Raw genomic sequence first — 20,329 nt, 5'->3', positions numbered from 1 at the left:
ACACGTCTACCAACACAGCGGGCCAGCCAGATCGGGGAATTACTGCCGCACCGCTGGCAAGACATTGCTGTCTAACTGTCAGGCATGACCGAGGTCAGCGGTCAATATGGGATGGCCGGACGCATACTGAGCTGGTGGATAGTTGCCTACATGAACGTAAGGTATCGCATGCCATGTATGGGTTGGTGCATTGCTCCCAATGGATAGTCCAACGCTAAAGGAACCTGCTAAACGGCAAGCCGCATGATGCGGAAATCCTTTGCGAATTCTCAAGTTCGCCCTCCTGCCCCTTTGTACAGTCGATACATCTCTTTGGACTTGGCAAGACAGAAAGCTCTATTTCAGCGGAGCCTGCAAGCTCAGCCAAGGTGCCAATCATTGCAATTGAAGAGGTGCCTCTACATGAAATATGACGTGCTATTGTGGAATGACGTTGAGGGTGAAACCGAATGGAATCCTTCCGGCACATCAGCAGATATTGTGGCCAGACCTTCAGATCGTTTTGTGAGCCTGACAGACCACAAAAGTTGCGTTGAGGGCACTTGGGCGCATATCTGTACTACCCAGCCTGGAAGCGGGATGGAGGCATCGCATGTACTCCCCGGTGTGCAGCAACCAATAGGAGGTATTCCGAACGAAATCGATAAGAGCACCGCGATAATAAGCGCAGCGTCCTGCAGCGCCGTAGCCACCCTCAAAGCACCAGCCAAAAGTGACAACGGCGGCGGCAGCCTGCGCTGTGACTTTGGTCGAGAGCGCATGGACAGCGCGGCCAGAAAAACGACCCATGGCATGCTCCGATCCAACGGCATAACCCAGGATATTGAGATGAATCCAGGTCTGCATCGGGTTAGTGTCCGAACCGGCCTGCAGCGCACTTTGAGCTATGCCACCGAGCGTAGGAGCCGTCCTACGCAGCCGACGGTTGTTGGCTCGCGCGTGACTGGCAGAGAATCCCTGCAACTTCTGGATTGGTGTCAGGCCTCACAAGGCGATGCTTGACAGCCAACCGACGCCTAGGATATCAACAATCACCCCACCCTGTTCGGAAGCAACGGCGCAGACGCTCAATTTCCGTCGATGCCATTCAGCTTAAACCTGTTACCGAGAACCGCTTGTGGAAACCATCAGCCCCGAATCACCGCTTGCTTCTGTGAAGTCACAGTGGCCAGGCAAGGCCCTTTTCACGGAAAACCAGACCGTTCGTCAGGATGATCTTTTGAAGGCCTTGGCCTTAGCACCCTACTGGGAGGATGAGCATGGCGTTGTGTACGTTTTGCCCGATGCTCCATGGGGACATCGCTCATCGCACTGCCTGAATGCCTTGCTTGCTAGGTTGGAGCCAGCGCGCGCCAACGCGGTGCTGCGCCCCAAGGAGTCGGGACACTATGCAGCGAAGATTCATGCCAGCGCAGAAGCCCCCCAAGGCACACGGGCAAAGCGATGGATGATTGACCCGCTGCCCGCATCCGAGCTGGATCATTTCATCCAGGCGTTTTCCGCCTGCCATTGGGGTGCCCTGCGAACGCCTGTATTCCGTGCCTGGCAATAGGCCAACATCAACACCATGAACACACTTACAAAATTGGCACTCGGAATGATGGGGTGGACGAAATTGCCAGACCCAGAGCGCAATAGTGCCAGTAATATCGAATTACCTCCACCAGAAACGACCGGTGGCCTCGGCGTGATGGATGCACTGAAGCGGCGGCAGTCACAACGTGACTTCCTACCCGAACTTCTTGGCCTGCAAACCCTCTCCAATTTGTTGTGGGCTGCCTGCGGTGTTAACCGCCCTGAACTCGGCGGCCGAACGGCTCCCTCTGCAATGAATGCACAGGAAGTGGATTTGTATGTTGCCATGGCGCAGGGTCTGTATGTGTATGAACCCGGCCAGCACCTGCTCAAGATGGTGATCGCGCAAGATGTCCGCCGTGTCACTGGCTACCAGGACTTCGTTGACACGGCTCCTCTGGACTTTGTATATGTGGCGGATCATTCGCGGATGAGCTTGGTAACCGCATCCAAGCGCACACTCTACTGCGCCATCAGTGCAGGCGCCATGACGCAGAATGTTGCACTCTTCTGCGAATCTCAGGGTCTGTCGAATGTCGTGCGTGCATGGTTTGACCGCCATACTCTTTCGCAAGCCATGCGGCTTGGTCCCGACCAGCAAATTTTGCTAGCCCAGACCGTGGGCAAGCCGCATATGGTGAAACCGTGATCACAGCGATACCTGCAGTAAGCCCGGACGTGGCGGCCGTTCAGCCCCGGGCTGCCCCGCGGCACGGACCCATGCAAGCGGTCGGTCACTCTGGGGGCTTCCATCACCTGACCTACAAGCACTACCTGGAAATGCAACTTGCTCGCCTCCAATTGAATGCCATTACGCTTTCGATTGACTAAACCATGTTCAAAAAGATCCTGCTGCCTGTGGATTCGTCACCCCGGTCACTGGCAGCTGTTGAATGTGCGGTGGCAATGACCAAGGCGTTTCACGCCGAGCTCTGTCTCATGAGCGTTGTCGATCCTTTTCCGTTTACCTCCGTGGGTCCCGACTTCGCGCAGGGATGCGCCCATTACGTGGCCGCATCACAACGGGTTGCCGCCGATGCGATCAACAGAGCCTGTCAGATGATTCAATCCATGGGGATTTGCCCCCACACTTTTGTGATCGAGGAGCACCTGATTTGGAAAGGCATTCTGGATACTGCGCAAAATTGTGGCGCAGACCTACTGGTCATGGGCTCACACGGGCAGCATGGGCTGCAGCGCTGGGTGTTAGGAGGTGTGACACACCAAGTTTTGCAGCGCACCTGCATTCCCGTCCTGGTGGTACATGACGAGGCACGTCCTCTGCCCTTGTCTGACAGAAACAAGAACGTGTGGGAGGTCGCGCGGGTTAAAGGAGAGAAACTGGCCCAAACCCAGCGACAAAAATGTCGCTGAGGCAAACCCACCGGCATCTTGTGGCAGTTAGCAACTAAAAGGTCAGCTTCAGAACAGGTATTTCGCCAAAGCCAGCACGCCATGCCGCCAGGGAGCACGATGGGTGATTCCAAGGCGCGACTGAATCTCTTTGCGGTGCGCAACATACCAGTCGTAGTTGCGCACAAGCGCTTGAACGTTGGAATAGCGTGGGGAAAAGCCTGTGTTTGCCTCGATAAGTCGCGTAGACACCACGCTTGTGTGACTGGCAGACGCATATATCCAGCGGTACAGAGGCGAAAGCCGCATCAGTTCTAACAAGCACAACAACCATTGTGCTGGCCTCTGCGGCAAGGACACCACGCGCCCACCATGACCTGCACGATCTAGAACAGCCTGAAAGCTTTGGCGCAAGGTGCCGAATTGTTTGGCGCCAACGTTGAACGTAGTGCTCACCCGGTCAGAATGCAAGGTGATGCACAAAAGGATAGCCTCACAAAGGTCCTCCACGTCCAACAGCTGATACAGGTTGTCCCCAGTTCCAAGTACAGGAAAGTTGCGCCCATCAAATGCCCAGTCGAAAAGCAACTCAAAAGCACCTAGGCGCTCCGCACCAACAAAGCTCTTAGGTCTAAGCACAGTGACTGAGAGGCTAGGCGAACGATAGCTGATGCACCACTGTTCAGCGCGGATTTTGGCGCATCCATAGGGCCCCACTCCTTGAAGCGGATCGGTTTCAAAGACGGGATAGTGGTTGGGTATGCCATAGACGGCCGTTGTGGAAATGAAGACAAAGCGCGGCACGCCGTGACGCTTCGCGGCCTCAAGCAATATGTGGGTGCCATCAATAGTGGTCGACGCAATCTCTGCTGGCGAAGCAAGAGGAAGGGCTGCGGCGCAGTGGACAACCACGCATACATCGCACATCGCCGAATCGACCTGTTGAACCGACCGAACATCTCCCAACCGCGCATCGATCTGAGACTGTTCAGGAAAATTAAACGGTTCTATGTCCAAGGTGCGGATTGCATAGCCACGAGAAAGTAGCGATCGTGTCAAATTGATACCCAAGAAGCCGGAGCCCCCGGTAATCAGGCATAACGGAGCAGGTATGTCACTCAAATACGGTGCACCTTCCTAAAATGAAACCAGGGCAGCAAGATGCCACCCGGTACAACTGCAGCCTAACTGGACGACCCCGCGACCACTTGAGAAATAGCAAGCCCGTGTGTGGAGCCTCCAGCGTTTTTTCACCGCAGTCTCAGAAGCCCGTGTATGGCAGACATAACAGGTGCATCCATCAGGCAATGTACGCCCACTCGGCAAGTGGCTACATCAAGGGTGACTTGTCTCTCAATTGCGGATCATCAACGCCCTAGGCTCTCAAACCCACAAGATTAAGTCTTGATCTTTTTGACTTGGAGAATCCGATGGCGCGCAACCGACACCCTACAGATGAGTACGTAAACCAGAAGGTCCATGGCACAGCGCACACTACATCACAGGCGTCCTCCCTGCCAACGATTAGTCAGTTGCTGCATTCCTCGATTGATGCGGCACAGCAATCCAACGACTGGATGCTGCAACTGCAGCACCTACTCGTGGATACCACGCTTTCCTGGGGCGAGTCTTTGGCATCCGAAATGCAAAAGCTGCAAAACGCAAAGAACCCTTGGCAGTTGGCAACCACACAGTCCGAAGCCGGAAGTCAACAGTTGGACCTTTATGCGAAGGAAGTGGCTGCTGCCGTGCAACAGATGTACGACTCCCAATTGCTTTGGCTCGGAAATTGGGACAAGACAGTGGAGACAGCGGAAACCTTAGATAGACAAGCCTCTCCTGAGAATTTTGTGCTCGCCACATGGGGAAAAGCTCAGGATGAATGGCTGCAGCTCACCAGGAAATGGATCGACAGCCTTAAGTCTACCGATGCAGTGCAATGACAGCCGGCTTTGGGAAATCACAGCATGCATTCAAGCCTCAAGTCCCACCATGGTTCCATGGATCTACAGACCAATCTGTATGAAGTACTGGAAGTGAGCCCGCGTGCCAGTGCAATGGTCATCAGGGCAGCCTATCGCTACTTGGCTCAGTTCCACCATCCAGACAAGCGCTCTGGCGCCTCAGAGGCAGGCCACCGGCTGATGTTGATCAACCAGGCATATGCCGTCTTGTCTGATCCGGAACAACGCCGTCTTTACGACCACGCGCTGCAAGCACAATATCCAGCGTTGGAGCGTCGCGGCAGTGGTGTGCCTTTCGGCCCACAAGAACGCCCGGACGGCGGCATCCAAGTGTCCCGAAAGTTTGCCTTCCGACCCTTGGACTGAGCAAGGACTTACTCAACTGGGACATCCCCTGCAAGCAGGCCAGAGTGGCATGGAGCTTGTGCCAACAGGGCAGCCCGAGGTGATGTACAAATCTGCGGACTGTACTTGCCTTACCGGTACCCGCGTACCGGTGCAGATTTACACCAAGAGCTAAGGCGTGCAAAGCGAGCATTTGCATTAAATATTCACACCGCACATAAGCGACAACGGGCTGTGCTCATGTAGCGGCGGCATACGCCTAGAAGTCGGCTGCTGGAGGAAAAAGAAGTCCAGACACACCATAGGCCCAACCATTCGGGTCAACTTCACCTGACACGAATCATCCGTCTCGCCCACGTTCCCATCCCGGGAATCATCCCATTGAAACGGACAAACGACTCAGCCCCTAGAGACTGCATGAATGACCCCGGCTCCGCTTTGCGAAGAATTGTGTCCAAAGCGATACCAAGTGTACTTGGGACCGCTTTCTGGTGATGCCTTAACGGACCCCAATTGCTCCAATAATTGCGTCACGCAGAATGCCCTGACTGTTGATGGCGTGCAACATCCCTAAACTATTAACCCCAGTGTCGATCTGCGTCAGAGCCTGAATGTGCTGGTTGCTCAGGGTGTTTTGGATAACGGTTGGATTCGTAAGGGCCGCAACTGGAACAACTGGCGCTATGCCACTGCTGTTCGCAGCCAGGCTGCCGTCACTCGGTACCGAACTGCCCGTGGATACTGCGCCGACATTGCCCGCAACCACGCTGTTTCCAGCACCTGTTTGGACGATTCTTGCTTGGGCCAGGGCATCACTCACCTGCTTAGCCTGATCCACCGAAATGTGGGAAAGATCGGGCAACGTGAAATGTATCTGTGAGGCGAGGTCTCCATTGACGGTCACCGACCGCGTAAAGCCAAAGGAAATGGCAAGTCCGGGAATGCTCGGATTGACCTGGAACCCGCCCCGCATTGAATCCAGAATGGAATCCTCTGCTGCTTGCCACGCCGTTGCATCGAAGGGTTCGCTGTAAATGCCGTGCAGCGCGTTCGCCTTAACCACGCCCGCACTGCAAAGTAAGGCACACGCCACAACGCACGCCAGACGATTGGAATTTTTGATCATGGAAATCTCCTTCTAATAATCACCAGGGCCCAGCTTGGGCCAAGACAGAGCGGTGGACGGGTCAGAGGACAAACCAGAAGCAAGAGGGGCCCTGGGAGCAACCCGCCATTCCGCCGAGTTGTTGAAGCGAGCCTGATCCTGCTTGTTATGGATGACAAAGAGCAACCTGGATTGCCAAATCTTTTCAAAAGCAACCTGGGACATCGCATGCGTTCCGCTTGAGGGGTCACCAATCAATACGCGACCGTCTTGGATGCCCTTAACCACGACAAAATGGTTGTAACCCTTTTCGGAAATCAGCACCAGTGCAGGCAAGCCAGACTCCAGCAATTTGGCCAATGGCAGTTCAAAGGCATCCGCCACGAAGTCCTTTCGTCCCAAATACGCTTTGATATCCAACAGAGAAAAACCCTCTCTGCGGATTTTCTCCTGGTTACCACGTTCGTACATGTCCTCAAAGACCGCACGTTCGGATACCGGGTAGTTGTAGTGGTAGGTCAACAAGGTGGCAACAGCTGCAGATCCGCAACTGAAATCGTACTGTTGCCGCGTTGTAGCCAGGAACCGCGACTCACGCAGGCTAGTCACGGGCACATCAAAGGAGCCGACACCCATACCCACCATTTGTAAGGTTCCAGCCTGCACGTTGGCGCATGCCAAGCACAACCACAGGATCGTCGATATGCACAGAGCTTTCATGGAAGCTATTTCAACTGGACGTTGACGATAGTGGCGTTCTGAATGGAGACATTTGAGCCGGAGTTCTGAATAACCATTGGGAGGCCACCGGCATTGGCAAAAGCACCATCGCCAATCGTATTGTTCCCCGTGACCACATTGACGGCTGAATTCCCGGCGACAGCGCTGCTCAGCTGCATGTCGTTTTTGACCAAATCAAAGCCGCCCCGAAGGTTGTCAAGCTGGGCCTCTTGAGCAGGAGCACCGAACTCGTAGTCTTGTCGTGTCGTCTCTTGGGCATTTGAGACGCCGAAGCCTCCCGCAGACAATGCCAAGATCAAACGTACCAGTGGATAAATAGATCGCATGATGGTCTCCGTAGGAACAATGAAACTTGCGGAGCAAACTTACGTTTGCCCCGCAACTGCTATGGAGCAACCGTAGTGATTACTTGCCGATGCCCAGATTGGCCTGAACATTCACTGCCTGCTGCACCATGGAACTCATGCCGCTGTTCTGCACCGCAGCAAAGATGCCTGCAGCCGACTGCCCCACACTGCTCATGACGTTGGACATGTTGAAGGTGCCCGCATCAACGTAGACGGTGCCACCAGCTCCGCCAACACCGCCTGTAGCACCGTTACCCACACCAGCGGTAGATCCCAAGCCCTGGCCACCAGTGCCACCGGCGCCGCCTTGGCCGCTTTGCGCACCCACTGCGCCCGTCGCGCCCTGTGCTGAACCGCCGCTGGCACCTCCATTGGTTGCCGAGGCCGATGCGCCGCCGTTGGTGGCTGAACCATTGGTGGCAGAGCCACCCGTACCGCCAGCGCCGCCCGTGTTGCCTGCAGAGCCTGCAGCTCCACCCAATGCAGTACCTCCAGTGGCGTTAGGTGTGGATGTACCTGTGGTGGTACCAGCTCCCGCGCTGGTTGCACCTGTGGTGGCAGCCCCAGCGGTGGAACTGCCAGTGCCCGAAATGGCGCCAAGACCCATTCCAGTGCTGCTTGCGGAAGAACCGCCTCCGGTACTGCCGTTGCTTGCGGTGGTGCCACCACCGATGCCCGTACCCTTGGCCATTGACGCGGCACCGGTTCCGCTACCGTCGCCACCAGCGCCACCCATAGCGCCCTTGGCCGAGCCTCCATCGCCACCAGATCCAGCTTTTGCGCTGCCATTGAGAGCACTACCATTAGATGCTGGACCGGCGCTTGCGCTGCCATTCGACGCACCTGCATTGCCTCCGTCTCCACCAGCGCCACCAGCGCCACCAGCACCGGAAGCACCACCTTTGCCAGCGCTGCCGCCAATGCCGCCCATTGCGCTGCCACCATAGCCCTTGCCACCGGCACCACCCACTCCGCCGTTGGCAGAACCACCCTTGTTGTCTGCCTGGTTGCCAATTCCATGAATGGCATTGCCAGAGACCGTGCCACTGAGATTCACCTTGGCAATAGCTTTGCTGCTGTTAAAGGCATTGCTCATATTGCTAGTTGCAGTCGACCCGTTATTGGCTGCAGCCGAACCAGCTCCATCTGCGTCAGCAGCACCAGAGTTGTTCCGATCGTTGCCGGTACTTTGGTTGTTCTTCTGGTTGGAATTGTCGCTCCGATCGCTCTGGTCGTTGTTTGCATTGCTAATCGCACTTTGGGTCGCCGTCGAATATTCATTGGCGGTGGGGCCGGAGTTGCTTGTCTGCGCTGCAGCGGCTGTCGTCGTCTGCGGTGAGTTGGTTGCTGCACCACTGTTTGTGTTAACGGGGTTGGCCATAGCCTGACCGACAAAACCAAATGCTAGTGCAATGGCAGAGGCCAAGAGTGATTTCTTCATGATGACTCCTAAAATTAAATACAAGATGAAAACAAACCGGATTGGCTAACGAGGCCAACCACCAAGCCTTCTTGCAAATTCGATGCCAGCATCGTCATTTCAGACCAATGCATGCTGCCAACCATTGGAGAACCACGATAAATCAGTACCTATATTTTCCGAAAAAGCCAGTGAAACAAATCATTTGTCAGGCAGAACAGATTGCCTGATGTCCCATTTGTGTTACATACTTCTTATACTTTTCGAAAAAGTATTTATTTATTGACTCTTGGAATTACCTTTTTATCTATTTTTGTAGTTGTCACATAGTTGCGACAGTGCGAACAGACTTAGTAAAACAACCCGCTCAAGCACTGATGCCGTGCTTTCCCATCAATCGGTACAGTGTCATGCGTGACACTCCAAGGTCACGTGCAGCGCGCGTTTTGTTATTACCATTGCCTGCCAGGCTGTCGTGGATTGCCTCGCACTCAGCTCGAAATCGAGCATCACCCAGTGCATCTCGCGGTCCAAACTCAGAAGCACAATGCAAGCCCAGATCCTCAGGTGTGATGAGATGCCCTTCCGACATCACCATCGCCCGCCGAATACGGTTGATTAGCTCACGCACATTGCCCGGCCAATCATGCTGGTACATTGCCAACATGGCACGACTTCCAAAGTCGTCCAGACGGCGGCCCTTCTCGGCACTGAAACGCTTGAAGAAATAGTGTGCTAGTAGGTCGATATCCTCCTTTCTGTCACGCAAGGTCGGAACCGTGATCGGCAAGACATTCAGCCGATAAAGCAAGTCTTCACGGAAGCGTCCCAAGCGCACCGCCTCCTCGAGTTGCATGTGGGAAGCGGCAATGACACGCACATCCACATCGAGGGGATGTGACGAACCCACACGGACGATTGTGCGCTCCTGAAGAAAGCGCAACAGATTGACCTGCAACTCCAGTGCCAGGTCGCCTATTTCGTCAAGAAAAAGGGTCCCCCCCTCGGCGGATTCGATCAGTCCCTTTTTGTCTTTCAACGCGCCGGTAAATGCACCGCGCTCGTATCCGAACAACTCAGCCTGAATCAGACTCGCTGGTACAGCGCCACAGTTCATCGCGACAAACGGTTTCTCTGCACGTGGCGAATTTTTGTGAATAGCATGTGCCACCAACTCCTTTCCACTTCCGCTTTCACCCCATATCAGCACAGGTACGTTGACCGTGGCAACCTTGACTATTTGACGACGCAATTCCCTGATGACTGGACTGTCCCCAATGATCGACATGTCACCCAGATCCCCAGCACATTTGGAAGGAGAATTCTTCAACGAGCCTGCTTCACCCTTCTCGGCATATCTTTCAGCACGCTCCAAACTCTGCGCTAAAAGCGGTCCATCAACCGGGGACATATGGAACTCGAAGAAGTGCTTGACTATCAATCGACGACAGCCTTCATCCCTCAACGCCAGAGGAGACAAGACGCCCACCCATGGAATGGACTGCCTCCATTCAAGTAGGTCATCTATCGCCTCCACATCACGCGGCGTCACACTGCCAAGCAGCAGCAATCCAACCGTAAACGTATTGTCAGTGAGAACCTCACGGGCACTGCACACATCCATCACACGCAACACCTTCCAACCTGAAGGTAGCCACTCAGTCGGCATTTCTACCTCAGCTATCTCCAAGCTTACGACCAACACACTTTTTGGCGGCATGCCCAAACCCTCCCTAAATGCCATGAGAACCCTTCATACGGGGGGTTTGAAGGTTAGTTTGCAAGGTGTACTCCCGATTGATTATTCGCAATCGGAGAGACTTGAACATTCTCGATACTGCGAACATATCCATGAACATTAGGGGAGTCGCACTCATGCACTACATCAACAGAAAGCCTGTCATCCATACCATCTGTTCTGCAGTCTTAATGGTCTGTGCCTGCACTGCTCAGGCCCAGGTCAATCCACCTTATGACGACGAAGTTTATAGTGAGGAACTTCAACTGGCACAAGCCACTGCAGAGTCCGACCCGCCGTCTGATGCGCCCGCGCCTGTGCCTGTAGGGAAGGCGCCACAAGCCGATGTACTACAGCCCGAGGTGGGCGCTATCTTCGAGCAACCTGGCGTGCTCATTCAGCCCGGGCATTTTGTGCTGGAGCCCTCCCTTCAGTATGGCTATTCATCGAGCAATAGGGTAGCGTTGATTGGCTACACCGTGATCCCAGCCATCCTGATTGGTTTGGTCGACGTACGTGAAGTCAAACGCAACACAATGGTTGCGGCCTTGTCGGGGCGCGTAGGTCTGACCAAGCGACTTGAGCTAGAAATGCGGGTTCCCTATGCCTACCGATCAGACGATACAGTCAGCCGGGAGGTCGGTAGTGGCGCAGCGACAGACGACGTCTTCTCCGCCAATGGTTCAGGGCTTGGGGACGTGGAACTCGCCTTGCGCTACCAATTGAATGAGGGCGGCACTGACAAGCCGTTCTATATTGGTGGCTTACGCTATAAAAGTCGCACGGGACGTGACCCGTTTGAAGTGGCCACCCAATGCAGTCCGCGTTGTGACACTACCAATGCCACTGGTAGCGGTCTGCCGACCGCCCTCCCTACCGGATCTGGCTTTAACTCCTTGCAGGCCAGCCTCACGATGCTCTACCCGTCGGACCCGGCAGTTTTTTTTGGCAGCGTGAGCTATACCCACAATTACCAACGCGATGACGTTAGCCTGACTCTGCTGAATGGCCAACAGGAACTTTTGGGAACCATCGCCCCAGGCGCAGTCCTTGGATTCAATTTCGGAATGAGTCTGGCTTTAAACGAAAAGTCATCATTTAGCATCGGCTATGACCACAGCATGGTGGACCGAACCCGCCAGAACGGTGAAGTCGTTCCGGGCTCTGTGGTCACACAACTGGGCACTCTCTTGCTGGGCTACTCCCACCGCCTCAGCAGCAGCACTTCACTGAACCTGTCAGTGGGTGCCGGACTGACGCGCGATACACCGGATGTCACGGTAACAGTCCGCTTGCCCATCACTTTCTAATCCTCCCCCAACGAGCTTACGCCTGCGCTTTGCGGGTGCGGTAATCAGCGGTGTGACGGCGTTGGGGGTCAAAGCGATTCAAAATCCGGTTGACGGCTGTCACGCCTAGACCCTGAGGGACTGGCCATTTAGCGGATACCAACCGGCAGACGCTTGCCCTCTAGGGGCCTATTTGGATGCTAGGCGTACGGCAGTCAGACAGTGTTTACTTCGAAAATATGCAATGAGAAACACAATGCAAACAGCGAAGACTGCGCATTCACCAGAGGCCAATTGTAGGGAATCTTTGGAGTATGGTGATCGGGGCAATGAAAGAGGTGCATGATGACTTATATGGATGCCTCCCGAGTAGCAAGAAAAATTTGTGTTGTTCTGTGAAGAAGTCGGCTGCGTCCTTATATCCGGCCTTGCTTGTGTAGTTCGCCTGGTTTCCCAGACTCGCTCACGGGCCCCGATGCATATCCGCTGACAAGCTCCTCATCTCCTGTATCGGACTGTTTAGGTCCGAGTCATCATTCAGGTTTAGCTCGCCCCGGTCTGACCTGTTTCACATCACTTCACTCTTTACTGCCTTACTACCCTACAAAGACTAACCATATCCTTTCGATTGGTTGGTTAAATATGTGACTTTTTGCCCTTCACGCCGCAATCGGCCTGACGCTCTTGAAGCCCCGTTGGTAATCAGTCTCTTTGGCCGTCACCGCCCAAATCGTTCTGGCCATCTTGGCCGCCTGCGCCACGATCACGACATTGACTGGGCGACGCTCTTTGATCTGTTGCAGCCATGGACCTGGTTCTTTAACGTGGTGCAGGACACTTCTGGCACCGTGGATCAGCAAAGTTCGCATGTAGGTGTCGCCCCGCTTTGAGATGCTCCCCAGTCTTACCTTTCCTCCGCTACCCGTTTGTGTGGGCACCAATCCCAGCCAGGCGCAGAATTCCCGGCCTGACTTGAACGCAGTGGCTTCTCCCATCGTTGCTATGGCCGCCGTTGCCGTCAGCACACCCACCCCAGGTATTTGGGCAATGCGCTGCATTTGTGGGTCCGCCCTGAGCTGCAAGGCCAGTCGCTTTTCAATGGCCAGCATGTCCTGGCCCAACACCTTGATGCGCTCAACCTGCTCGCGCAAGCTGTCTCTGACCATTAGCGGCAGCTTATCTTCCAGATCGTCCAGCGCCTGCGCAACATCTTTGAACAACGCCTTGCGCCCCTTAGCAAATGTGGCTCCAAACTCGTACAGTAGACCTCTGAGCTCATTCGTTTGCATGGTGCGCATCTTCATCAGCAAGTCCCTCTGGCGGTGCAGGGTGAGTGTTGCCTGTTGTTCTGTTGTCTTTACGCCTACAAACTTAACTCCTGGCTGCTGCACAGCAAGCCAGATGGCCCGTGCGTCCGTTGCATCCGTCTTGTTGCCAGCCACAAAAGGGCGTACTGCCTTGGCGTGAATTAGGCGCACCGTGTGGCCCAACTTCTTGAGCTCTCGTGCCCAGTGATGGGCTCCACCACAGGCCTCTATCGCAATCAGGCAAGGCGGCTTGTTGGTAAAGTGTTCAACTACCCCGGCTCGCCTGAGCTGAATATTGCTGATCTCACCTGTTCCCATATCCACCGTGTGCTCCTGAAAAACACACTTTGCAATATCCAGCCCAAAGACTTGCAAGCCATTCATAGTGCCGATGATTTGTCCAGCGTTCATTCCTGTATTACGATTCATGACGGATCCTCTGTGGTGTTTGTGAAGACCTTGGTCTATCACGCCTTGGGCACTTTGATGCCGTATCCATCAGAGGATCCACCCCAATAACTCGGGATTCCCTTCTTGATCAACGGCTGTTTGATTTCAGAGCTCAAGATTTGCTCCTTTGAGGTTGGAGGCATCCATAGCATCTCCTTCAAACTGAGCAATCGGACTCAAGACAAGATAGTCAATCGAAATGGACTTGCATTGCGGACACGCAAGTCAGATTACGCAGAGGTGAATGAGTCCCATGGCGTTGGTTTTGGACATGACGCATACATGCCCGAAGTGCCCCCAAGGTAACGCTTCGTCCGCGTATTGGAGGGCTTAGGACACTCCTTAAATCTTGTCGGGCATACGTACAGGCACGTGCTGCTACTTGTCTGAAATCGGTGGACCTGCAATTACTGGCTCCTTCAATGTCAGCGTGACACTCGGGGCCAAACTACTGTTCCTGCAATGCTCTTGCTTGCGCCTGCCGACTCCCGGTTTTTTAGCCATACCGCCAGCACCCCTGATGATGAGGCGGCTAAGGCCGGGTAAACGTAAATGGTTGCCGCCTCCGGCTCGCCGCTGACTGGAACCCCTCCCGTGCGCGTTGTCACCACACCTTCCGGACTGATCCGCGCGGCATAGACACCAGTTGGTCCGCCAGGACTATTCACGAAAGCCCCGCTGGACCAAGCCGCTAGATAGTCACTGCCCGAGTATGCCAACGCCGGATGGCCTGCATTGGCTGTCAGACCCAGGGCAATGGGGATACCACCTACATCCGGTGGACCGCTTTGCACCTCGCCCCCTTGGCTTACGAACACACCATAGATATCACCGGGTCCAGGTGAATAGTTATAGGACTGCCCCGGGTAATTGCGGCGATCGACCCATGTCACAAGGCAGTTTGGCAAGCCACAGGCAACCTGTGGCCACCACTGTGCTTCAGCGGCCGTAGTTATCGAGAAGGGTACCGCGTCCCTAAACGCACCATCCGGACTCACTCGAGTCGCGTAAATATTGCTCGTGGATGGGTCTGTCGGCGTTGACCGCGACACCCATACCACCATGAAGTCATGGCCATTGAAGGCCAGCGCAGGAGGCGTCGCATTCGCCACCCCGGTGGCGACCGTAAATTCGTTACTTGGGTTGCCCGCACTGTCGATGAATCGCCCAAAAAGTGAGCCTTCAATCGCGGTGCGGGCATACACCACTAGCCATTTATCGCCCCCCGAAGCTATGGCCCTGTTGTATCCATCAGAGGCCAATAACTTGCCGAGGCCTACACTCCCATCCCGACTGACAAGCTGTCCTTGCATGCCCACAACGCTCCCACCCCATGTCACGAGTAGGTAGTTGGCTCCATTCCATGCCACGGATGGTGAACCCCAGATATCGGTAACCGCTATCAGTTCCGGGTCGCCCTTAGCTTGCCCAGCTTGATCCAAGATTTGCAAGATCCGTTGCGGTCCCGAGGGGGTCATCCGGTTGCTTACTACGATGTAGTTCGCACCATCACTTGCCAGGGCGGCTTGACCCGGGAGGGTGGTGTCGGAATCGGCATCGGCAAGGTTGGTCATCAAATCACGTGGTGCCAGTATCCCTGCGGCTATCCCGTTGACAGTCAGGCCCCGTGCTTCCAGGTGGTCTGAATGCGTTATACCGGCAACGTTGGAGTCAATCGACTGCCGCAGGCTGCCCAACTCAGGTGCGCGCCACTCTCTCAATGTCTCAGTAAAGTTACGGCTCTCACCTGTGGACAGCCGGATGGTTCCCGAAATATCGTAGCGCAAGCGGGCCGTGTTGGAAAAGCTTCCCAGGTCATTCACCAGGGTTTCATAGCCCTCCACCGTGCCACTGACCACCACATCGGCGCGCTCGTTCATTCCGTCGCCATCCAGATCCAGTCCCAAATCCACATTGTTGCGGCTCAACAAGGTCGACGCGCTGAATGTTCCGTCGAATCGCATCAGGTCCAGGGGACTGATCAGTGCATCCAGCCAAGGCGCATAGAGGTTCTGCCCCAGATAGGTGAATGCACGTAGGTCTTTCCTATAATAGCTTTCAGTGGCCATGCCGTCTCCCGCCGGGTTGCTTTCTGAAAAGACCCAAGCGTTGGCGCCCGAAATAACCCTTGAACCAGCTACGACCATGTCATCCACGTAGGACCCCGCAGTGCTGCTGGTGACGTCGTAGGTCCAGCGGGAGCCCGTACTGACGGGGTAGTAGGATTCTGGAATACCTGTGCGCGGCGGCGCAGGTGCATTGCCACCGCCCCCTCCTCCCCCGCCACATGCTGCCAACAAGGTCACTGAAATGAGGATGGAAAAGCACCGCATGTTGGACTCCCAAGTTCTACGTGGAGCCAGCGTAAGCAGCTAACAGGCAATGTCCATTGCGGCTTATCAAGCGGCAGCACGGTCAACTGTCCCTTAACCACGACGCGCATGGCGGTGGTCGTCAAGGTCACTGTAATCCAGGCAGGACGGCGAGGGCCTAATTGTGAAGAGTCAAGAGGTTGTTTCTTGATTGGTTGAGACGGGACATGGGTGTTACACCGCCGATGCCTTGATGCGGGCGGTGCCAGTTGTAGTGGTGATTCCAGTAGTCCAAGGCAGCAGTTCGCTCATTGGAGTTTTGGTAGGTGAAGCCATAGGCCCACTCCCTGAGTGCTGACTGAATGAAACGCTCAGCCTTCCCGTTGGTCTGCGGCCTGTACGGTCTGGTGAAGCGGTGGCGGATGCCCAAGTCCTTGCAGGCCTGGGCAAAGTCGCGGGATCGGAACGCCGAACCGTTGTCCGTCAGCAGCCGCTTGATCTGCACTCCCATCGAAGCGTAATAGGCGTGTGCGTTGCGCAGGAACTGCACGGCATTGGGAATCTTCTCGTCGGTATGCATGTCGGTGAAGGCAATGCGGGCGTGGTCATCAATGGCCACAAACAGCACCTCCCAGCCCGCACCGTCCACGCTGTCGCGTCGGTTGCCCGTGACCCTGTGGCTGGGGCGCACGATACGCCCGAGCTTATTGGTGTCAATGTGCAGCATGTCACCAGGCGCATCGTGCTCGTAACGCACCACCGGCTCGACGGGTTGCAGGTCGGCCAGGCGCGAGAGTCCGGCACGCACCAACACGCGACTCACCGTGCTCTTGGAGACACCCAAGGCTGCGGCAATGCGTGCCTGGGTCAAGCGGCGCTGACGCAGTTCCACAATGGCCAGTGCCTTGCCCGGGTCAATGGATCGCGGGCTCACCTCTGGGCGGGACGAGGCATCCACCAATGCAGGCACACCAGACGACAAATACCGACCCAGCCACTTGCGTGCGGTAGGCGCACTCACGCCATGTGCGGCTGCTGCGGCAATGGGGCTAAAACCACGCTGGGTGATGTCTTGGATCATTTCCACTCGACGGGCAAAGGTAAGTCGGGCATTCTTATGGGTGTTCATCTGGTTGGGTTCCTTGAGTTTCCTGGGGGTTTGGCGATTCCCAGTTTCTCAAACTCAATCCAGATGAGCACATACAACCTATTGGAACTTCACACCTAATGCGTCGGCTTACGCACTCTGCGCACATGAAACGGACCTGAGCATGCGAACGGGTTGGACGCCACTGTATACGCAGCTCTGCTCACCAGCCTCCGTTGCGAATCCGCAATCGTCCGAAAGTACCAGCCCGGTATATTTTCTGCAGCACCATCTCTCGGGAAGCCTGTCATGACATATGCCGTGGAGTTTCGCCATCGGCTCATGGTATTGGGCTTTGGTTGCGTTGCGCAGGGCGTCCTGCCGCTGCTGCTGCGCCACTTGGTCATCCGCCCCAAACAGATCTTGATCATCACCCCACATGCCACGCACAAGGCGCTGGCCGATTCCTATGGTGTGGACCTTATGCCATGTGCCGTTACGCCCGAGAATATGCAGGCGACGTTGGCACACCAGTTGCAGGCGGGGGACTTTCTGCTCAACCTGTCCGTGGGTGTCAGCAGCCTGGCTCTGATCGCACTTTGCCGGGAAAGGGGCGTTCTGTACCTGGACACCTGCATTGAACCTTGGGGTGGCCAGTTTACGGATGCTTCTCTTCCCCTGGCTAGCAGGACTAACCAGGCCCAACGCGAGGCCGCTTTGGCACTGCGCAGCCCGCGGCGCGATGCACCCACGGCCATCATCGCCCATGGCGCCAAGCCCGGCTTGGTATCACATTTTCTCAAGCAGGCCTTAATCCATCTTGCTCAGGATGCGGACATGGAGCTAGAAGGTCCCACCACACAGATGGCTTGGGCCCATCTGGCAGCAATGCTCAACGTGCGCGCCATCCACATCGCTGAGCACGACACCCAGTCGGGAAACTATCGCAGGCGTATGGGGGAATGTGTCAACACCTGGTCGGCGAACGCCTTAGTGGAAGAAGCCTGCCAACCCAGCGAACTCGGTTGGGGCAGCCACGAACGGCATCTGCCTGCAGACTGCCAGCAGCCTGTATCCGGCCGTGTCGACTCCCTCTACTTGCGCCGACCCGGCGTCAGCACCCAGGTGCGTTCCTGGACGCCATTGTGTGGGCCCATGCACGGCTACCTCTTTACGCACGCAGAGTCGATCTCGATAGCCGATTACCTGACCTATACCCCGGATGGAAGCGAGCTGTATCGTCCCACGGTACTGTATGCATACCACCCTTGTGACAGCGCCTGGATGTCGCTGCAGGAACTTGTTCAAAACCAAATGCGCCATCCCGTCAGCAGCCATATCCTAGGAGACGATATCGACGCGGGAGCAGATGCCCTAGGTGTTTTGCTGATGGGCCCAGGCCATAAAGCCTACTGGTATGGCTCGCAGCTCTCTATTGCCCAGGCCCGCGCCGCTTGTCCGAACAACAATGCGACCACCCTGCAGGTCGCGTGCTCCGTCACGGCCGGCGTGGTATGGGCTATTAAAAACCCTGCACGCGATATCGTGGAACCCGATGAGCTGCCCTTTGAGGGCATGCTGGATTTCTGCAAGCCCTACTTAGGCGATGTGGGTGGGGTCTACACCGACTGGACGCCACTGCAAGGCAGAGGACAGCTGTTCCCCGAAGCTGTGGACACCAGTGACCCGTGGCAGTTCGGAAACTTTAGGGTCATATGAAGGCTCAAGCGCGGCCTCTGACGATTGCCAGCCCGCAGGGGACCTGCGTTGCCGATCTTGAGGCTAAGGTTAATTTTCTGCGAGCACCGAGCAGCTACACCATCGGTGACGGTAAGGTTACGGCTCTGGAAACCCATATGTCCTGGGTATTTCTCGTAGGCCAGCGCGTCTATAAACTAAAGAAGCCCGTCTGCCTACCGTATCTCGACTTCCGCAGCCTACAAGACAGGGCCTTCTTTTGCCATGAGGAAGTAAGGCTTAACGCGCGCTTGGCTCCGGGTGTCTACCTTGGCGTGGTCGCACTTCAATGGTACGAGGGCCGGTTTGCCCTGGTCCCCGAAGTCGAGCTCCCCGCGCCGGGCCAGACCGTGGACTGGCTGGTTCTGATGCGCAGGCTTCCCGCACAGTACATGCTGTCTCAGCGAATATCCAGTTCTCAGCTGCGTCCTGCGGCGATTGATGCCTTGGTAAGGGTGCTGGGGCGCTTTTACCGTGAGGCACCAGTCATTTCCATGACACAGAACGAATACCTAGACCGTTTTGAGACACAGCAGCTTGCCAACCGTGACTTGCTTCTACGGCCTGGTTTTGACTTGCCTGACGCCGAATGTGCTATCACTGGCCTGGACCATCTGGGTTTCAAACTGGCGCCCATGCTTGGCATGCGCGCCACCCAGGGGCAGCTCGTGGAGGGGCATGGAGACCTACGCCCCGACCATGTGTGCCTGATGCCGCGTCCACTGGTGATTGACTGTCTGGAGTTCAATACCAAGTTACGTCAGCTCGACCCGTTCCATGAACTGGCCTTGTTAGGCATGGAATGCGATTTAGCCGGAGCGCCATGGGTTAGTAGGCAACTGTTTTCAGGCCTGCAGCAGGAGCTAGGTAACCCGCCCTCCCGTGAACTGCAAGCCTTTTACCTGGCTCACCAGGCTTTGTTGCGTGCCCGTCTGGCAATCTCCCATTTGCAGGATCCACTGCCGCGCACGCCCCACCGTTGGCCACTACTGGCGCAACGCTATGTCGTGCAGGCGTTGCACGTGGTGCAGAACGCTAACGCTTGTGGCGCCAAGTCTCGTGGCTAGCGGCTATGGCCTGCGCGAAGGCTGGAACAATTGACGCGATGGACAGCCTTGCGCGCACGGCAACATCAGCGGCTAGGCGAAATGGCGGCACACTGTCAGTTATGGCAATGCCTGACAAGCAGCCATCATCCAGCACTGCCGCCGCTGAGCCAGTAAACAGGCCGTGGGCCGCAAACGCCAACACCGTGACAGCCCCTGATTGGCGCAGGGCCAGGGCAGCACGTTGCATAGTGCCGCCACCGGCGATCAAGTCATCCAGCAGAAACACCACACCCCCCTCCACATCGCCCGCCACCAGGTTCTCGCTGCTCACCACGCCAGCAGCGCGTCGTTTATCCACCATTGCAAAACCCACGGGGCGTCCCGGTAATCCCACCGATTTCCACTGAACCTAAAAGTAGAACAGTTATGCAGCCATGGCCAGATGCTGCTTTGGGGTGAAACCGCCCAGGGCCATATTTGGGCGGTCGTGATTGTAGGACCACATCCATT

General features: G+C 55.9%; 19 protein-coding genes. 9 read left to right on the top strand and 10 right to left on the bottom strand.

Annotation, left to right across the window (positions count from 1 at the left end):
* Positions 1-402: 402 nt before the first annotated feature.
* The 4 genes from DIC66_RS23010 to DIC66_RS22340 all read left to right on the top strand — a co-directional run bounded on the left by DIC66_RS23010 (position 403) and on the right by DIC66_RS22340 (position 2,949).
* Positions 403-1,002, top strand: coding sequence for a hypothetical protein (locus DIC66_RS23010; RefSeq protein WP_147321393.1), 600 nt, complete (start codon positions 403-405; stop codon positions 1,000-1,002).
* A 115-nt stretch (positions 1,003-1,117) separates the two neighbouring features.
* Positions 1,118-1,552, top strand: a complete 435-nt coding sequence (locus DIC66_RS23005; RefSeq protein WP_147321392.1) for a hypothetical protein — start codon at positions 1,118-1,120, stop codon at positions 1,550-1,552.
* Between the two features lie 15 nt (positions 1,553-1,567).
* Positions 1,568-2,224, top strand: a complete 657-nt coding sequence (locus DIC66_RS22345) for a SagB/ThcOx family dehydrogenase (protein WP_117180391.1) — start codon at positions 1,568-1,570, stop codon at positions 2,222-2,224.
* A gap of 185 nt (positions 2,225-2,409) precedes the next feature.
* Positions 2,410-2,949: a universal stress protein gene (locus DIC66_RS22340; RefSeq protein WP_117180390.1), complete on the top strand. Its 540-nt coding sequence runs from the start codon at positions 2,410-2,412 to the stop codon at positions 2,947-2,949.
* Between the two features lie 48 nt (positions 2,950-2,997).
* On the opposite strand, the gene DIC66_RS22335 is transcribed toward DIC66_RS22340, so the two are convergent.
* The gene (locus DIC66_RS22335) at positions 2,998-4,050 is read right to left on the bottom strand and encodes an NAD-dependent epimerase/dehydratase family protein (RefSeq protein ID WP_199534824.1); all 1,053 of its coding nucleotides are present in this window, start codon (positions 4,048-4,050) and stop codon (positions 2,998-3,000) included.
* Positions 4,051-4,358: 308 nt separating this feature from the next.
* On the opposite strand from DIC66_RS22335, the gene DIC66_RS22330 reads away from it, so the two are divergent.
* Both DIC66_RS22330 and DIC66_RS22325 read left to right on the top strand, forming a co-directional pair.
* On the top strand, positions 4,359-4,871 hold the full coding sequence (locus tag DIC66_RS22330; RefSeq protein WP_117180389.1) for a hypothetical protein: 513 nt from the start codon (positions 4,359-4,361) through the stop codon (positions 4,869-4,871).
* 57 nt (positions 4,872-4,928) lie between these two features.
* A complete protein-coding gene (locus DIC66_RS22325) occupies positions 4,929-5,258 on the top strand; it encodes a J domain-containing protein (protein ID WP_158558984.1) in 330 nt (109 codons plus the stop codon).
* 478 nt (positions 5,259-5,736) lie between these two features.
* Here the strand turns inward: DIC66_RS22325 and DIC66_RS22320 are convergent, their stop codons facing one another.
* The 5 genes from DIC66_RS22320 to DIC66_RS22300 form a co-directional block, all read right to left on the bottom strand.
* Entirely contained in the window at positions 5,737-6,363 is a 627-nt protein-coding gene (locus tag DIC66_RS22320) for a hypothetical protein (protein ID WP_147321391.1), read from the bottom strand.
* A 12-nt stretch (positions 6,364-6,375) separates the two neighbouring features.
* Positions 6,376-7,062, bottom strand: a complete 687-nt coding sequence (locus DIC66_RS22315; protein ID WP_117180386.1) for a C39 family peptidase — start codon at positions 7,060-7,062, stop codon at positions 6,376-6,378.
* Positions 7,063-7,067: 5 nt separating this feature from the next.
* Positions 7,068-7,409 carry a hypothetical protein gene (locus DIC66_RS22310; RefSeq protein ID WP_147321390.1) on the bottom strand — a complete coding sequence of 114 codons (342 nt, stop codon included), beginning with the start codon at positions 7,407-7,409 and terminating at the stop codon, positions 7,068-7,070.
* Between the two features lie 79 nt (positions 7,410-7,488).
* Positions 7,489-8,871: a hypothetical protein gene (locus DIC66_RS22305; protein WP_117180384.1), complete on the bottom strand. Its 1,383-nt coding sequence runs from the start codon at positions 8,869-8,871 to the stop codon at positions 7,489-7,491.
* 346 nt (positions 8,872-9,217) lie between these two features.
* A complete protein-coding gene (locus DIC66_RS22300; protein ID WP_117180394.1) occupies positions 9,218-10,570 on the bottom strand; it encodes a sigma-54 dependent transcriptional regulator in 1,353 nt (450 codons plus the stop codon).
* Positions 10,571-10,725: 155 nt separating this feature from the next.
* On the opposite strand from DIC66_RS22300, the gene DIC66_RS22295 reads away from it, so the two are divergent.
* Complete coding sequence (locus DIC66_RS22295) at positions 10,726-11,898, top strand: acetate kinase (RefSeq protein ID WP_199534823.1); 1,173 nt, start codon at positions 10,726-10,728, stop codon at positions 11,896-11,898.
* Between the two features lie 638 nt (positions 11,899-12,536).
* Here the strand turns inward: DIC66_RS22295 and DIC66_RS22290 are convergent.
* From DIC66_RS22290 to DIC66_RS22280, 3 genes are all read right to left on the bottom strand, one after another.
* A complete protein-coding gene (locus DIC66_RS22290; protein ID WP_117180393.1) occupies positions 12,537-13,568 on the bottom strand; it encodes an IS110 family RNA-guided transposase in 1,032 nt (343 codons plus the stop codon).
* Between the two features lie 491 nt (positions 13,569-14,059).
* Complete coding sequence (locus tag DIC66_RS22285; RefSeq protein ID WP_158558983.1) at positions 14,060-15,967, bottom strand: hypothetical protein; 1,908 nt, start codon at positions 15,965-15,967, stop codon at positions 14,060-14,062.
* Between the two features lie 157 nt (positions 15,968-16,124).
* Positions 16,125-17,075 carry an IS481 family transposase gene (locus tag DIC66_RS22280; RefSeq protein ID WP_117180382.1) on the bottom strand — a complete coding sequence of 317 codons (951 nt, stop codon included), beginning with the start codon at positions 17,073-17,075 and terminating at the stop codon, positions 16,125-16,127.
* A 267-nt stretch (positions 17,076-17,342) separates the two neighbouring features.
* Here DIC66_RS22280 and DIC66_RS22275 point away from each other — a divergent pair, with 267 nt between their 5' ends.
* Together DIC66_RS22275 and DIC66_RS22270 are read left to right on the top strand one after the other, a co-directional pair.
* On the top strand, positions 17,343-18,752 hold the full coding sequence (locus DIC66_RS22275) for a saccharopine dehydrogenase NADP-binding domain-containing protein (protein WP_117180381.1): 1,410 nt from the start codon (positions 17,343-17,345) through the stop codon (positions 18,750-18,752).
* Complete coding sequence (locus tag DIC66_RS22270) at positions 18,749-19,837, top strand: hypothetical protein (RefSeq protein ID WP_117180380.1); 1,089 nt, start codon at positions 18,749-18,751, stop codon at positions 19,835-19,837. Before DIC66_RS22275 ends, DIC66_RS22270 begins: the two co-directional genes overlap by 4 nt.
* Here the strand turns inward: DIC66_RS22270 and DIC66_RS22265 are convergent.
* On the bottom strand, positions 19,806-20,180 hold the full coding sequence (locus DIC66_RS22265) for a ribose-phosphate diphosphokinase (RefSeq protein ID WP_199534822.1): 375 nt from the start codon (positions 20,178-20,180) through the stop codon (positions 19,806-19,808). The genes DIC66_RS22270 and DIC66_RS22265 overlap by 32 nt on opposite strands.
* Between the last annotated feature and the right edge of the window lie 149 nt (positions 20,181-20,329).

Origin of the sequence: Rhodoferax lacus, from assembly GCF_003415675.1 — a bacterium.
In the GTDB taxonomy this organism is placed as follows: domain Bacteria; phylum Pseudomonadota; class Gammaproteobacteria; order Burkholderiales; family Burkholderiaceae_C; genus Allorhodoferax; species Allorhodoferax lacus.
Note: the sequence above shows the minus strand (reverse complement) of the source record. Positions and strands in the feature narration are given on the sequence as shown.

Bases quoted from the DNA above. Each gene is read 5' to 3' on its own strand.
- DIC66_RS23010 (WP_147321393.1), top strand. From the start codon at position 403: ATGAAATATGACGTGCTATTGTGGAATGACGTTGAGGGTGAAACCGAA.
- DIC66_RS22345 (WP_117180391.1), top strand. From the start codon at position 1,568: ATGAACACACTTACAAAATTGGCACTCGGAATGATGGGGTGGACGAAA.
- DIC66_RS22340 (WP_117180390.1), top strand. From the start codon at position 2,410: ATGTTCAAAAAGATCCTGCTGCCTGTGGATTCGTCACCCCGGTCACTG.
- DIC66_RS22330 (WP_117180389.1), top strand. From the start codon at position 4,359: ATGGCGCGCAACCGACACCCTACAGATGAGTACGTAAACCAGAAGGTC.
- DIC66_RS22325 (WP_158558984.1), top strand. From the start codon at position 4,929: ATGGATCTACAGACCAATCTGTATGAAGTACTGGAAGTGAGCCCGCGT.
- DIC66_RS22320 (WP_147321391.1), bottom strand. From the start codon at position 6,363: ATGATCAAAAATTCCAATCGTCTGGCGTGCGTTGTGGCGTGTGCCTTA.
- DIC66_RS22315 (WP_117180386.1), bottom strand. From the start codon at position 7,062: ATGAAAGCTCTGTGCATATCGACGATCCTGTGGTTGTGCTTGGCATGC.
- DIC66_RS22310 (WP_147321390.1), bottom strand. From the start codon at position 7,409: ATGCGATCTATTTATCCACTGGTACGTTTGATCTTGGCATTGTCTGCG.
- DIC66_RS22305 (WP_117180384.1), bottom strand. From the start codon at position 8,871: ATGAAGAAATCACTCTTGGCCTCTGCCATTGCACTAGCATTTGGTTTT.
- DIC66_RS22300 (WP_117180394.1), bottom strand. From the start codon at position 10,570: ATGCCGCCAAAAAGTGTGTTGGTCGTAAGCTTGGAGATAGCTGAGGTA.
- DIC66_RS22295 (WP_199534823.1), top strand. From the start codon at position 10,726: ATGCACTACATCAACAGAAAGCCTGTCATCCATACCATCTGTTCTGCA.
- DIC66_RS22290 (WP_117180393.1), bottom strand. From the start codon at position 13,568: ATGAATGGCTTGCAAGTCTTTGGGCTGGATATTGCAAAGTGTGTTTTT.
- DIC66_RS22285 (WP_158558983.1), bottom strand. From the start codon at position 15,967: ATGCGGTGCTTTTCCATCCTCATTTCAGTGACCTTGTTGGCAGCATGT.
- DIC66_RS22280 (WP_117180382.1), bottom strand. From the start codon at position 17,075: ATGAACACCCATAAGAATGCCCGACTTACCTTTGCCCGTCGAGTGGAA.
- DIC66_RS22275 (WP_117180381.1), top strand. From the start codon at position 17,343: ATGACATATGCCGTGGAGTTTCGCCATCGGCTCATGGTATTGGGCTTT.
- DIC66_RS22270 (WP_117180380.1), top strand. From the start codon at position 18,749: ATGAAGGCTCAAGCGCGGCCTCTGACGATTGCCAGCCCGCAGGGGACC.
- DIC66_RS22265 (WP_199534822.1), bottom strand. From the start codon at position 20,180: ATGGTGGATAAACGACGCGCTGCTGGCGTGGTGAGCAGCGAGAACCTG.